Source organism: Okeania sp. (assembly GCF_983059655.1).
Genome location: NZ_CEZPJD010000123.1, coordinates 1 through 14282, shown reverse-complemented (window position 1 = coordinate 14282; position 14282 = coordinate 1). Strand labels below are relative to the sequence as shown.

The 14282-nt window shown below is 37.6% G+C and carries 11 protein-coding genes; 5 read left to right on the top strand and 6 right to left on the bottom strand.

Translation table 11 applies throughout. The annotated features are described in order from the left end of the window. Nucleotides 1-1054 precede the first annotated feature (1054 nt). The gene (locus AC3DU7_RS09780; protein ID WP_488039160.1) at nucleotides 1055-2575 is read left to right on the top strand and encodes a DUF2079 domain-containing protein; all 1521 of its coding nucleotides are present in this window, start codon (nucleotides 1055-1057) and stop codon (nucleotides 2573-2575) included. Nucleotides 2576-3067: 492 nt separating this feature from the next. On the opposite strand, the gene AC3DU7_RS09775 is transcribed toward AC3DU7_RS09780, so the two are convergent. Further along, nucleotides 3068-3283 (bottom strand): WD40 repeat domain-containing protein, encoded by a 216-nt coding sequence (locus AC3DU7_RS09775; RefSeq protein WP_488039159.1) that lies wholly within the window; start codon nucleotides 3281-3283, stop codon nucleotides 3068-3070. Here AC3DU7_RS09775 and AC3DU7_RS09770 point away from each other — a divergent pair. From AC3DU7_RS09770 to AC3DU7_RS09760, 3 genes are all read left to right on the top strand, one after another. Then, nucleotides 3283-3408: a hypothetical protein gene (locus AC3DU7_RS09770; protein ID WP_488039158.1), complete on the top strand. Its 126-nt coding sequence runs from the start codon at nucleotides 3283-3285 to the stop codon at nucleotides 3406-3408. The genes AC3DU7_RS09775 and AC3DU7_RS09770 overlap by 1 nt on opposite strands. 951 nt (nucleotides 3409-4359) lie before the next feature. Further along, entirely contained in the window at nucleotides 4360-4911 is a 552-nt protein-coding gene (locus tag AC3DU7_RS09765; protein WP_488039157.1) for a PEP-CTERM sorting domain-containing protein, read from the top strand. Between the two features lie 541 nt (nucleotides 4912-5452). Next, entirely contained in the window at nucleotides 5453-6001 is a 549-nt protein-coding gene (locus tag AC3DU7_RS09760; protein WP_488039156.1) for a PEP-CTERM sorting domain-containing protein, read from the top strand. 588 nt (nucleotides 6002-6589) lie between these two features. Here AC3DU7_RS09760 and AC3DU7_RS09755 read toward each other — a convergent pair. The 5 genes from AC3DU7_RS09755 to AC3DU7_RS09735 all read right to left on the bottom strand — a co-directional run bounded on the left by AC3DU7_RS09755 (nucleotide 6590) and on the right by AC3DU7_RS09735 (nucleotide 12500). Beyond that, on the bottom strand, nucleotides 6590-8800 hold the full coding sequence (locus AC3DU7_RS09755) for a phosphoketolase family protein (protein ID WP_488039155.1): 2211 nt from the start codon (nucleotides 8798-8800) through the stop codon (nucleotides 6590-6592). Nucleotides 8801-9508: 708 nt separating this feature from the next. Continuing rightward, entirely contained in the window at nucleotides 9509-10306 is a 798-nt protein-coding gene (locus tag AC3DU7_RS09750; RefSeq protein WP_488039154.1) for a PEP-CTERM sorting domain-containing protein, read from the bottom strand. Between the two features lie 453 nt (nucleotides 10307-10759). Continuing rightward, nucleotides 10760-11251: a YajQ family cyclic di-GMP-binding protein gene (locus tag AC3DU7_RS09745; RefSeq protein ID WP_488039153.1), complete on the bottom strand. Its 492-nt coding sequence runs from the start codon at nucleotides 11249-11251 to the stop codon at nucleotides 10760-10762. Nucleotides 11252-11559: 308 nt separating this feature from the next. Further along, nucleotides 11560-11982: an MAPEG family protein gene (locus AC3DU7_RS09740; RefSeq protein ID WP_488039152.1), complete on the bottom strand. Its 423-nt coding sequence runs from the start codon at nucleotides 11980-11982 to the stop codon at nucleotides 11560-11562. A gap of 14 nt (nucleotides 11983-11996) precedes the next feature. Further along, entirely contained in the window at nucleotides 11997-12500 is a 504-nt protein-coding gene (locus tag AC3DU7_RS09735; protein WP_488039151.1) for a DNA recombination-mediator protein A, read from the bottom strand. A 90-nt stretch (nucleotides 12501-12590) separates the two neighbouring features. Here AC3DU7_RS09735 and AC3DU7_RS09730 point away from each other — a divergent pair, with 90 nt between their 5' ends. Beyond that, entirely contained in the window at nucleotides 12591-14045 is a 1455-nt protein-coding gene (locus AC3DU7_RS09730; RefSeq protein ID WP_488039150.1) for a carotenoid oxygenase family protein, read from the top strand. Nucleotides 14046-14282 lie beyond the last annotated feature (237 nt).

Below are 14282 nucleotides of genomic sequence, written 5' to 3'. Positions count from 1 at the left end.
TAACCAAGAATGGGAATTAAGTTATCAGGAGAATGATGTACTGGTATTTCAGAGGGAAGAAGGAAGAAAAAATAAGGAAGAAGGAGGAAGCATTTAAGTACGATAAAACTATCATTTATTTCGTCAATTACCTGCAATTAAAATGTTCAGTAGTTTCCCTTTTTGATGGAGGTTAAGGTAAATCGTTTGGGCATCATCTAAAACTTCTTTTCATGTAAGCATTCAGCCGTCAGCTATCAGCTATCAGCTATGAGTTATTAGCTCATTATCAGCTCAAAAGAGGAATTAGTCTCCAAGGAGAATTAAAACTTATAAAAAAATGTCTTTAGCTAACTTTAGTAATTTCTTGAATATGTTCAAAAGCTGTTTGCGCAGCATGACCTAGGAAATGCTGAATTCTGATAGCTGAATGCTTACCTTTTCATCTGTAGGTAATAGAAAGTAAATCTCAATTTTTGAGAAACGGTATAATATTCCAGGACTTACGCATAACCACCAAATAGTAGTAGGGGTTAACGGCAGTTAACCCCTACAAATGATCTATAATATGGCAAAAAATCTCTAAATAGAAGTATACTCAGCAAATATTACTTAATGCTGTCAAGAGTCAGACTTGGCTGGCAAAATTTGCTTCCTTATTCCTTCTTACTTCTTACACAATTTCTCCATGAAGTTGCACTTAATATTAAAGATGAAAATAGTCAGTTTAATAAAGTCTGAGCAATAATTATTAAGCACATTGTTAGTAAGCATTCAGTCGTCAGCTATTAGCTAGCCTCCTACGGAGGAACTACGTTAACAGCTATTAATTTTGAGGAAGGTAAAAATAATTGAGAAATTGAGACAGAATAAAAGTTACTGTCAAAGTCCTCTTCCTAAACCTCAAAAGTAATCAACAATTACTAATTGCTGAATGCGAGTGCATTCCGTAGGAATAGCTGACTGCTAATAGCTGAATGCTTACCATTGTTACAGAGAAATAGTATTACTCCCTTGTCAGACTCAGTTGCTAAAATTTTCTTCCTTCTTCCTTCCTTACTTTTTCCTTCTAAAAATGCTAATTATCAAACAACTAAAATCTGCTCCTCTATCTACAATAACTATCATTGCTGCCATAATTTTATTTATATGTAGTAGTACGCGTCATTTATTATTTCAATCTAGCGCTTTTGAAATGGGAATTTATGACCAAGTTACTTATTTAATAAGTCAAGGTTTACCCCCTATTTCTTCCTTCTTAGAAGTACATCATTTAGGTAATCATGCTGCTTGGTCAATGTATCCCGTGGCATTACTTTATAAAATTTATCCTTCCGTCTATTGGTTATTACTAATACAAGCCATTTGTTTAGCAATAGGAACAATTCCTACCTGGAGTTTAGCGCGTCATGCTGGCTTAAATAAAAAACTTGCTTTTGCTATGGCAATAGTTTATTTATCATACCCAGTAGTATTCAATCTCAACTTATTTGATTTTCATCCAGAAGTAATGGCATTGCCAGCAATGTTAGGAGCAATTTTAGCAGCAAAATTAGATAAAACTCTTTGGTTTTGTATAGCTATTCTTTGGGTTTTAGGTTGTAAAGATGCTTTATCTTTACCTATAGCTGGAATGGGTTTTTGGTTATATTTCTATGAAAAAAAACGACTGTGCGGAGCAATAGCGTTATTTGCTGGTACAGCTTGGTTTATTATTGCTACTCAAGTATTGATACCTTATTTTAAAGATGGTCAACCACCAGGAGGAGTCGGACGTTATCGATATTTAGGAGGCTCCATACAAGAAATTTTACTGAATATGCTTTTAAGACCAGAACTGGTGTTTGGTAAATTAATTTCACTGAAAACTCTAGAATATTTACTATTACTAAATCTGCCCGTAATTTGGTGGGTTGCTCCTAAATATTTAACTCCTTTAATAGCAGCTTCTCCCGTTTTTGCGATGAATATTCTCTCTAAAATTGATGCTCAAAGAGATTTAATTCATCAGTATTCTTTGCCAATATTACCTTTTTTATTAATGGCTGTAATTTATACTATTGCTGATGGAAAATGTGGTTTATGGTATTGGCTATTGAACTTACGCCGACCTCAAACAGATAAAGCTGAAAATATATCTACAATAGTTGGCGATCGCTTACCAAAATTTATAATTATTTGGTCTTGCATCGGATTTTTAGCTTTAGCTAAATATGGATATTTTTGGTCTATTTATTTAGATTATCTAGATACTTGGCAAGCAGCACGAGAAGCTATTGCTTTAGTGGATACAAAAGGTGGTGTTTTTACTACTTCTGAAATTACGCCTCATTTAACTCATCGTCAGTTTATTAAGTTAATTGTGGAAGAAGATGAATTACCAAGAATTGAAGCATTAGTTGAATATGATTATATTTTGGTAAATGTACGTCATCCAGGCTGGAAAAGTAGTCAAGAATATTCAAAAAAATTAGTAGATAAACTCAAAGTTGATTCTGAATTTCAGCTTAGTTACGAACGGGATGATGTTTATTTGTTTAAAAAATTAGGTATAGCGCTACGCACAAGTCAAAAGTTAAAAGTAATCTCTGAGTGAGTTTTAAATGCTCAAATGCGTGGAGAGCGATCGCCTATTACCGTTTATTTAAACTATTTAACTGGGCATAATATTATCAGGACTTAGGCAGTACAAGGTATTTTCGTCATTGCGACCGACAGGGAAGCAATCTCAAATCCTAATTTTTCCTACCTCATGCGTAAGTCCTGATTATTTAATTCATGCTACTCTAAAAAATGAAAACACAATTGGAGGGGGCTAACAATGACTACAGAAACATCTCCCAAAGCTGAACAGGAACGTCAACGGGCTAAAAGTCTGGCTGCGAAACTAAAAGAGTTAGGGGTCGATCCTGATTCTGTCTAATATCAAATCTGGTAGTAGGGGGGTTTCATGTCGCGGAGCAAAACGGCTGTTCGCCCCTACAATATTGATAACGAGTCTTTTTTTCTAGACAAAGATTGTCTCTCCCGAAATTCCGCTTTGGCTTTATCGTCCCAACCTGCATACTTGAGACAAGCTTCTGCTGCTTTATCTATGCTTAACGAGGTCAGGATGAAATTGTAGCTGATTACATCCTGCTTTTAAGCAATCTTGCCAATTTCCACCCCGCCACAAGCGCACGGTCTTGTCGAAACTCCCACTGAGAATCTGTTTCCCATCTGTACTAAAGGTGATTTCTATTACAGCTCCTGTATGACCTTCTAAAGTATGAAGAAGTTGACCCGAATTATCCCATAAGCGCAATGTGTTGTCATCAATGTTTGAAAGGCAGGTCTGGTAAGGAGAAAATCAGCGATCGCGATCGATGCCATCAGCCATGCTTGAATCAGTTAGCCTCCTGGAAAGGAACTGCCTTAAGAGGTGGATGATGGATGTAGACCTGCCATCAATATTCACAACGCGATCGGAGAAATACTTTTCCTACTATTGCCTGTTTCCTGTTCCCTGCTATGGATAACCGCGGGAGTCTGAAATCCAATATTAAAAACAGGACTTACGCAAAGGCACTACATATACGTAGATAAAAACTATAGCACTATAGTAAACATGACATTTTTATCGAAAAAATGCGTAAGTCCTGAAAAATAAAAACACACATAACAATTTGCTTACAACAGTGTGGCAAAATTTTTCATCCAATCAGTATTACTCAGGATAGGTAGATTAGGTATGGTACTGAGTCCAGTTTACTTACAGCGCTTTCACTTAAGTAGACTACAAAATTCTTTTGCGTTAAGGAGTAGCAGTACAACCACGTCGGCGTTAGACGCAAGCGGCCGGAACCCGCGACGACGCCAGCTCCCTTGCGGAACGCCGACTCCTGTGAGGGAATGCTGACCAAGAGAGGGAGCAGGAGGAGACTTTGGCCACTGTAGTCTATCTATAACTGAAAACTGCTATCAGGATTTTTTATATTAAAGGTAAAAGAAATTTATAATAATCTCATGTGGACATCTCTGATAATAAAAAATCAAATCAAATACAGCACAAAAATTATCAATTTTTTTCCCCTACTCCGTCTTTATGGAGGAGATATCTAATCAATATTAATGTTATGTCCGCTTGAACACTTATGAGATAAGAGAATAGGAAGTACTGTAACTGGGATAATAGGGATATTTGCTCTGTGTAAGAGGATAGGTTTTTTGCAAATCCAGACTTGATATCAGTAGTTTCACTTTTTATGAAGCTTTTATGAAGCAAAAAGTTCCGTATTTTCTACCTAGTAACGTCATAAGTCTTCAGTAATAATAAGGACGTTGAAACAAACAAAGACTGTTAAGACAACAACTGATAACTTACTAAAGGAGATATAAACAATGACTACTAACTACCTCAAGCAAATTACACTCGCTACTATCGGAACTGGTTGTATTGCTCTTGGCGTCGCTACTGAAGCTCAAGCATTTGGCACTTTGAATATATCTAATGAACTAGGTTTTATCGGAGATACTGATACCCTTGAGTTTTCCGATAGTGATATTGAGTTCTTTGGAACAGGAGATTTCGACTTCCTGGCAGGGGATATTGGTTCAGTTTATCAGGGTCCGTTAGATGTTCCTGGAGGTCCGGTTGATTCTTTCTTCACTTTTGGTGATAATGCTCCCTCCACTTTTGACCTTGAGTCTATAACTCTTGCAGGTACATTAGGTGATTTCGTCATGTATAACTTGGCAGGAACCATCACAGATGATATGGGGAAAACTTTCAGAGTTGAAGGTGGTTTAACCAGTCAAATGAGTGCAGCTTCAGGTGCAACAGGTTCTTCTTGGTCAGCAACTTTAGAAAAAGTTCCTGAGCCTACAACAGTTTTAGGTTTAGGTGTGGTAGCTGCTGCTTCTGCTTTCGGTTTGAAAAAGAAAAATAGCTAGGTTGCTGAAGTTATTAAACCAGAGTCGTCAAGTTGGATTTGATAATTGCTCGGTCTATTTAGGGTTCCTCAATTAACGAATGTGTCTCAACACAACAAGCACATCTGAGAACTTAACAAGAGTGAATTAGAGCTAATAGGATGTTTGAGCATCTCTATTATAAATTTCTAAAAATTAAAAACTAAACCAATTGCGCTCCATAAATTATCAGTTATTTATCCCTATTCCCTACTACCTATAGGTGGAGAAGATATCTAATCAATATTAATATCATGTCCCCTTCAATAGTGATTAAATCAGGGAGTAAGGAACAGTGTAACTGGGATAATAGGGATATGAGAGGATAGGTTTTTTCCAAATCCCTATGCTTCAGACTTGATATCAGTACTTACACCAGTTTTATGAAGCATTTATGAAGCCAAAAGTTCCGTATTTTCTACCTAGTAACGTCATAAGTCTTCAGTAATAATAAGGATGTTCAAAAAAACGAAGACTGTTAAGACAACAACAAAACCACTTACTTACTTAAGGATAATAAACCATGATTACTAACTACCTCAAGCAAATTACACTCGCTACTGTCGGAACTGGTTGTATTGCTCTTGGTGTTGCCACTGAAGCTCAAGCATTTGGCACTTTGCAAATATCTAATGAAAGAGGTTTTATCGGAGATGCTGATACTATTGAGTTTTCCGATAGTGATATTGAGTACTTTGGAACAGGAGATTTCGACTTCCTGGCAGGGGATATTGGTTCAGTTTTTCTGGGTCCGTTAGATGTTCCTGGAGATCCGGTTGATTCTTTTTTCACTTTTGATAATGCTCCCTCCACTTTTGACCTTGAGTCTATAACTCTTGCAGGTACATTAGGTGATTTCGTCATGTATAACTTGGCAGGAACCATCACAGATGATATGGGGAAAACTTTCAGAGTTGAAGGTGGTTTAACCAGTCAAATGAGTGCAGCTTCAGGTGCAACAGGTTCTTCTTGGTCAGCAACTTTAGAAAAAGTTCCTGAGCCTACAACAGTGCTAGGTTTAGGTATGGTAGCTGCTGCTTCTGCTTTCGGTTTGAAGAAGAAGAATAGCTAAGTTGTTGAAGTTATTAAAACTTAGTTTAGTCGTCAAGTTTGATGTGATAATTGCTCGGTCAATATAGCGTTGCGGAATTAAGGGATGAATCTCAAGAGAACAAGCACATCTCAAAACTTAATAAACGTGAATTAGTTCTCATAGAGTGTTCGAGCGTCTCTATTAGAAATCTCCAAAAATTAAAAATTAAATCAATTCTTATCCATAAATTATCAGTTATTTCTACCTGAAAATATTTGATGTTTCGTGTAAGTCCTGTATTACAGCGGTTTTCATTTCAGTAGACCACAGCAGGAGTGTTAACGATAGTTATGACGATGTGGTTCATCAATCTGAAAAGCGCTATCTATTACTAAAGAACCCTTATGGTATCTTTACACGCGTATGTGGTTTTGGCTGTCCTTCTTAGAACTCAGCCCTGGTGAAGTCAAGAGCTTCAGTTAGAGAATAGGGGAAAAATCTGATGCGACACTGTATCGCCTTTAGGCGTAAAGGAAGGCGCATCAAGCAGGTAGAAAAATGCTTCCATCTCCCCTACTCCCCCACCTAGAAATACTCAGGCAGAAGGATAAAATTAAATAACTGAGATTAATTCAACAATTCGATCGCTCGTCCCTTCAACGCCTCAGCTGTGATACCATTAAAAGCCATCACCTGACCAGCACTTGAAGCAGTCTCACCCCGGCGCCAAGCAAAGGTATCCCGCTTAACCTGACTCCGTAACATAATTGGCTCCAACATCAAACTCGCGCCACCAGTAACCCCGATCAATGCGTTACCACCGAATAATTTTTCAAACCCAGCATCATCTAAAAATCCACCATCAGCTTCAGAGCAAGTATCCCAACCTGTATCCTGGGGACGATACAAACGCCTGGGGTTGATTACAGAAACTATCCGCACGCCTACACCTTCAGTTTCCAGAGCAGCAGCAGCTTCAAATACTGGAATTAATGGCATATCTCCGACCACTGCAAACACAACAGTCTTATCCCCGGCAACCTCAGACAAAACAACAGCACCATTCTGTAACCCTTGTCTTGTCTGCTCAAAAGTTGTCCGAATAGGTAACGGTGACTTACTCGCAGTAATTGTCACACCCTTATTCTTAGTAGTCAAAGCCCAATCATAACAAACTTGAATACTATTAGCATCGGGTGGAAACAGTGCAAATACATTACCATTGCGCATCATTGCTGCAAAGTAAGCCTCAATTTCCGGGCGTTGATGGGTCCAACCATTGCGTCCCTGTTCCAATGCACCCGCAGTAAATAATGTAATTGTTGAAGGAGTGAGGTGACGTAACTCTGCCATTGCTTGAGTAACAGTCTGCCAAATAGGTACACCGTTAATAGCGAAAGATTCATAGGAACACCAAACTGTACGCGCTCCCATCAATGCTAGACCTGCAGCCATACCAGCACAAGCATCTTCGCTCAAAGGTTCATAAACCTGACCTTTCGGACCTTGGAAATAAAGGTCGTCAGAGGTGGGGTGAATAATTTTCAACGCCTGGTTGACATTATTAATACCCGATGCAGCATTACCGTCAGCATTTGTGAGCAAGAAATTAGGGTCTTTTTGCCCGACGTGAGCTATTAATGCTCCCATTGCAGTTGTCGCAACTTTCTTTTCTCCATCAACTGGAAATTCTTCTAAAGGTAGTTTTCCTAAATCTGGCAATGGGTATTCAAATTCAGTGACAACTGTTTTAGAAGCAGGCCCCCCACCAGCACGTTCACAATTTTTCCGGACTAACTCCCAACCTGCTACTGGTAAAGCACGTTCTTTGAGAGCGTCGATCATGTGGGGACTGTCGAGAGTATCTTTAGGATAGAGGTTATGAGATTTTGAACCTCTAGCATGAACTCCTGTACCCTTAAGTTGTTTGATAATAAAAATGGTGAATTTGCCACCGAGAGCAGATTTTGCAGCTTTGTCAACATTTTCTAATACAGCTTTTGTGAATTCTAGACGCTTTTCAAAAGAGAAAGCACTGCTATCTATATAATCTCCTGCTTGATTTTTGTCGTCGAAATCTTTGGCATCTACCAGTATTACTTCTACGAAACCGTTGCCTTTCCAATAGGCAATCATTTCTTCATTGGTTTTGGTAGATACCATGCTATGGTGTTCTTGACTGTAACCATTCCACACTAATACTGGTAAAAAGTTAGTAACATCCGGATAAGCAGTATTAAAGTGTGCCATGGCACTTACTGGATATGGTTCGCCCATACCGCCATCTCCCATGGTAAAGGGAAATAGAGTGTCGCGGTGTAATAGTGCTGCTGCCATGGCGAAGTGTTGCCCTTGACCTAGTGGTCCAGCAGGGTTGAGTAAACCAGGGATGTATCCAGATAAGTGTCCGAGAAGTCCGTGCATTTCCCGGAAGCGATCGCGCATTTGCTGTACAGTGGAAATTTCCATGTCCTCTAGGGAGCGGTCTAGAAATGCAGCGCTATAAAAACCGGGGGCATGATGCCCGACTTCTGTCATAATATTTTTGTAGCCTAACATTACGAGTGCTGCATAAGCTTCAGCTTGACTAGCAAAACCACCAGGGTGTCCTGATGCTTTACTGCCTGTGACTTGTAGCATGAGGTAACGGAGAGCATCAGCATAGAGGAGGGTTTGATATACCCCAGCAGGGTCGTTTGGTGAAGCGATCGCTTTACTTCCTTCTGCTATTGCTGGAGTATTACCGTGGGTCTCGAAATCAGGCCAAGCTTCTCCAAAGTATTGGATACCTTCGCAAAAATCTGGAACTGTTGTTGGTTTTGGCGTTGTTGCAGTCATACAAATTTATCTGTAATTTTTATCTCTTTAATTTTCAGTTAACAATAATTTAACATCTACGGGGATCGATGTTAATTTCTTTTACTTTGCATAGTAATAAGCTCTAGCAATGTTTATCAACTTATATCTAAATTGAAAAAAACTTAACAGTTCAAGTCATTAGAAAATAAAAAAGATAACTAGATAAGAACATGACTACAACTCAACTATCAATGCCAAAAGCTCCTACTCTCATTCAACACCTCCAATGGGTGGTTTACTTATTGACATTTTTTCATAAATGTGATTAAAAGTATGATGATGTATTTCAAGTTCAGCTTGATGGTCTGTGAGTATTCTTCAGTCAATCCCAGGCCATTATTAATTTTTTAATAACAGTCTCTAAAAGAAAATTGCTTTTCAAGGATTTTTTGGCCTCAACAACAAAATTGCGAGATATAGCACTACGTAATTAGGGCGCGGACAATACTAAATGCTGAAAATAAGTCAGCAGAGATTACTTTTGTACGGGCAAACGGCCGTTTGCTTCGCATAACTATCGTTAACGCCCCTACTGACTTTTGACTTCTAACTTGCCCGTAGCGAGATACACCACTAATACTTTTATATTATTTTTGGGTGCATCTCCTCACAAACAAATATCTGAAGGATATAATGAATTTAGGTTTTAAAATTGACGTAGGTTTGCCAGAAATTAGACCTGTGAACCTACATTTTTTCTTTCTGCTTACGTTTCAGGAAAGTTGTGCCTAAAGCACTTAGGGCTAATAAACCTAAAACTGAAGCTGGCTCAGGTGTTTTTTCGATATCCCCAACTGTAAAATCATCAAATGCAAAAACATCTCCCTGCCCAGTAGTTCTCAAAAAGTCAACAGACATAAATTTTTCAGAATGATCCTCCGCAACTATACCAAAAAAGAGGACTGAACCATCTGTACTACCAAACCTTCCGACTGTATGAGGAACTGCAAAGGTCTCTATTGTTCCGTTTGATAGCTCTACCGCGAGCTGACCACCAAAATCACCAATATCAATACCATAGAAACCAAAAGCCCCAACTGCTGTGTCAAAGTCTACCTGAAAGTTATTAGATCCACCTGTTGATAATTCCCAGAAGTTAGTACCAGAAGTACCGTATCGACCTGCACTCGCGCTACCAACAGGAACAGACCGTATTCGTCCGCCCCCACCAGAAAGAGTAGCTGTAATATCAGAATCAGGGAAAGTTAAATCTAATGGTCCACTTGTTCCTGTAGCAAATCCTTCAAAATCTTCAGTTCCTACCCCAACTAAATTAGATAGAAAATCGGATTCAGCAGCAGAGGCATTGGGAAAAGAAGCCAGAGGTACAGAACTACTATTATTCAAGTCTTCTCCAAAGAAAATTTGAAAAGCCTGTGCAGGAACGTTGCCAAAAGTTATGATAGTACCAAAAGCAAGGGCACTAGAAACAATAGTTCTGGTGAGTTTGACACTTTTTACCGCAGCAACAGTTTTGTTCAACATGATTAAATCTCCTGAGAAAATTCATTACCTGATATTGTTTCAGCGCTACTCCGGAAATTTATGCAAAAATTTCTTGCCTCACGAGATAAATAAATGCCTGAAAAGCTGTGACAGTATAGAATAGAGAAAATAAAAATTACATAATAAATCAAATTTTGAAGAAGGCAGAAGGCAGAAGTCAGAAGGCAGAAGGCGGAAAGAAAAATTGCTTATCGATTCAAACCCCAAGCAATTTCAAACATTTTCATAAGCTCCAAGAGAGTTTCATCTTTTGAATTTCAAAACAATCAAAATTATCCTGAAAATATCCAACACCAGGATATTACTCGAGATATTCCATAGAAATTAAGGTAAATTGTTATAACAGTCGAAGCAAAGGCTAGGACAGATCAAAAGCTTAAAACTCAGACAACGTAATACTTTTTCTTCTTCCTTCTTCCTTCTGCTATCTAATTAACGATAATTTGTAAATTGTAATGGCACTGGTAAATCTTCTTCCTTTAATCTTTGCATTACTGCTTGTAAATCATCTTTAGACTTACCAGAAATTCTGACAGAATCACCTTGAATAGATGCTTGTACTTTCTTAAATTCATCTTTAATCAACTTAGTGATTTTTTTAGAAATTTCTTGAGTAAGACCTTTTTGCAGTTTAACCTCTTGTCTAACTCTACCGCCACTAGCAGATTCTACCTTACCAAAATCAAATATCTTTAACGATAAATTACGTTTTGCTGCTTTAGTTTGTAAAACAGTATGAACTGCATCTAAAGCAAATTGACTACTGGTATTAATAGTAATTGTATCTTCTGCCAATTCTAATGTCGTATTAGAATCCTTTAAATCATAACGAGCTTTTATTTCTCGTTCAGCTTGGTCTATAGAATTAACTAATTCTTGTCTATCAAAATCGCTGACAATATCAAAAGATGATGTAGATGCCATAATTATTTAATATATATTACTTTGATCTAATTTCTAAGTATGAAAAATTTAACTACATTAATATAGCAGTTGTAGAAAAAGTTAGAAAAGTTCAAAAGTTAGAGATTAACACAAAATAATACTTTTCCTTCTTCATTTCTGCTATACCGTGAATTAATTTGAGATTTTTGATTGAAAAAAAACTCTCTATATCGTTTATATTTCAGGTCTTGGTATTAGAAAAATTTTTCCTAATACCAACAAATAGTATTACATTTAAGTTTTAATTGAGAAACAGAGACTATTCTAAATTAAGCCAGAATCATAGATTAAAAATTATTAATACTAATCAAACTGAGAATAAATAAAATAGCACTACTAGTAGTGCTAACAACAAACATTAGCGATCTGCCAATAGGCACATTCAAAATATAGAATATTGAGTAAAAAAATCGCCCAACGACAAAAGCAACTGCCGCTCCTATTGCCCAAATAGAATCTTGTTGTGTTAGATATGCCATAAAAGAAGCTGCTGTAAACACAGTAAAAGTTTCAAAAGAATTTTGATGTGCCCAAGTTGCTCTCTTCGCATAATCAGGTAATTTTTCAAACATAGCCCGAGGCGCACTCTGGTCATAGCCTACTTTAAGACGACCGTAGGCTACTACTAAAAAAGGTGCGTAGACTAGCACTGCTGCTATTACTATGGAATCTAATAATATCGATGATGCTGGTAACTCCAACAAACTCATTTTTTTTTGTTATATTAATCTAGATAGAATAGAGTTACTACTTTACGTTGTTCTTCTGCATCTTGACAAGTCTTCAACAAGGTATTACTTTCGTGAAAAGCAAAGCAAATAAGCTGTTGACATCTAGAAATAATTTCCTGATTACATATAGAGCTTGCTTCAGCTAAAGATAATTGGTCGTTTTTAGGATTTTCCACTAAATGAATAACCTTATCTAGTTCTTGACGAGATTCTCTTGGTTGCCGTTTCATACTTTGAGGTAAAATAACAGTAACTAGGTTAGGATCGGCTCTCATTGCCCCCCGAACTACTGCTAAATTAGTACCTGTTGCACCTGATGTAATAACATGATTCGATCCTAAAACCAAGGCATAACTTAACAACTCAATTAATTGTTGATGAGTAATAGGAACATGACGAGAACCCAACATAGCAATTCGTTTAGAACCTGTTTGTTGGATTGCTAAAAGTTCCTGTAAAAAATCATCTACCTTGGGAATATCAATTGATTGACTCAAAGATTTTATCTACTGTAATAAAACTTCCTCAAGGATTATAACAATTAAATATATTTTTGTACATCTATAAATATGTAGGAAAAATAACAATTGATCGTTAAAAATCAATCGCTCAAAACTCCAGCATGGGCAAAGGTTTTTGCTGAACCAGCTCAAGAATTCCCACCTACTACTTTACCTATTATTTCTGGTGTTGTCCCCTCTGGATTAAAAGGTTGTTTATATAGAAATGGTCCTGCTAGATTATCCCGTAATCAACAACAAGTAGGACACTGGTTTGATGGAGATGGTGCAATTCTAGCTGTGCATTTTAATTCTTCTTTTCTGAAAGGTCAAGAACCTTGGGCTACTTATCGTTATGTACAAACAGCCGGATATCAGCTTGAGACAGAAAAAGAAAGATTTATCTTTGGTGGTTATGGAATGAACCCTCCAGGAAATCTGTGGGATAAGCTCACTCAACCAATAAAAAATGCTGCTAATACTTCAGTTTTGGCTTTACCAGACCGACTTTTAGCACTATGGGAAGGTGGACATCCCCACAGTCTAAATTTGGAAACCTTGGCAACTTTGGGACTAGAAGATTTAGGAGGCTTAGAAAATTATCAAAGCTATTCAGCACATCCTAAAATAGATAGTGGCACAGGTGATATCTATAACTTTGGAGTAACTCCTGGGCTAAATAGTTCGCTCCATATCTACCGCAGTAATAGTACTGGAAAAATTCAGCAAAAAGGTCTGATTCCGATATCTGGCGTCCCTCTAATTCACGATTTTGTATTAGCAGGCCCATATCTAATATTTTTTATTTCACCAGTACGTTTAAAACTACTGCCAGCCTTTACAAAGATCAAAAGCTTTAGTGATGCTTTAACCTGGCAACCAGAGCTAGGAACACAGATTTTACTGATCGATCGCTCATCTCTACAACTCATCACTCGTCAAGAAACGGAACCCTGGTATCAGTGGCACTTTGGCAATAGCTATGTAGACTCGGATGGCACAGTATTAGTTTACTTAATCCGTTATACAGATTTTGACCAAACAAATAAGTACCTTCAAGAAGTACCTACTGGCCAAACTCATACTCCTGCTAATGGGATATTCTGGCAGATACGCCTAGACCCTAAATCTGGTCGTATCATTGATAGTTATAAATTATTGGATATTCCCTGTGAGTTTCCTTCTGTTGCTCCTGCTGAGGTCGGAAAACCATCTCGCTTTACTTATTTGTCAGTTCATCAACCAGGGATAGATATTAGTCAAGAAATGTTTGGGGCGATCGCCTGTTTCGACCATCACAAAAATATCCTCACTACTACCAATTTAAGGCCAAATTGCTATCCGATGGAACCTATCTATGCCCCTGATGCTGAAGATTCTGAGAAAGGATGGATATTAACTGTTATTTTTGACGGCGAGCGCAACTGTAGTGAGGTCTGGATATTTGATAGTTCTAATTTAGATGCCGAGCCTGTTTGTCAGCTAGCCTTACCAGAAGTTATACCAATGGGTTTCCACGGTACCTGGAGTCATTTCAGTTAACAGTTAACAGTTATCAGTTATCAGTACCTCTGCAATAAGGAGGCTTGACATAAAGAATATGCTCTTTTTTTATCCCCTTAATTAAGGGGAGGCTTTAGACGACAATTTTTTGACTAAACCCTTTTAAAGGGATAATAAAGAAAAATTTTCATGATTAGTCAATCAATTCCGTTTTAAAGGATAGGTAATTTCAGTTATCAGTTATCAGTTATCAGTTATCAGTTATCAGTTATCAGT

Bases quoted from the DNA above. Each gene is read 5' to 3' on its own strand.
- AC3DU7_RS09765 (WP_488039157.1), top strand. From the start codon at position 4,360: ATGACTACTAACTACCTCAAGCAAATTACACTCGCTACTATCGGAACT.
- AC3DU7_RS09780 (WP_488039160.1), top strand. From the start codon at position 1,055: ATGCTAATTATCAAACAACTAAAATCTGCTCCTCTATCTACAATAACT.
- AC3DU7_RS09755 (WP_488039155.1), bottom strand. From the start codon at position 8,800: ATGACTGCAACAACGCCAAAACCAACAACAGTTCCAGATTTTTGCGAA.
- AC3DU7_RS09740 (WP_488039152.1), bottom strand. From the start codon at position 11,982: ATGAGTTTGTTGGAGTTACCAGCATCATCGATATTATTAGATTCCATA.
- AC3DU7_RS09745 (WP_488039153.1), bottom strand. From the start codon at position 11,251: ATGGCATCTACATCATCTTTTGATATTGTCAGCGATTTTGATAGACAA.
- AC3DU7_RS09750 (WP_488039154.1), bottom strand. From the start codon at position 10,306: ATGTTGAACAAAACTGTTGCTGCGGTAAAAAGTGTCAAACTCACCAGA.
- AC3DU7_RS09770 (WP_488039158.1), top strand. From the start codon at position 3,283: ATGTGTTGTCATCAATGTTTGAAAGGCAGGTCTGGTAAGGAGAAAATC.
- AC3DU7_RS09760 (WP_488039156.1), top strand. From the start codon at position 5,453: ATGATTACTAACTACCTCAAGCAAATTACACTCGCTACTGTCGGAACT.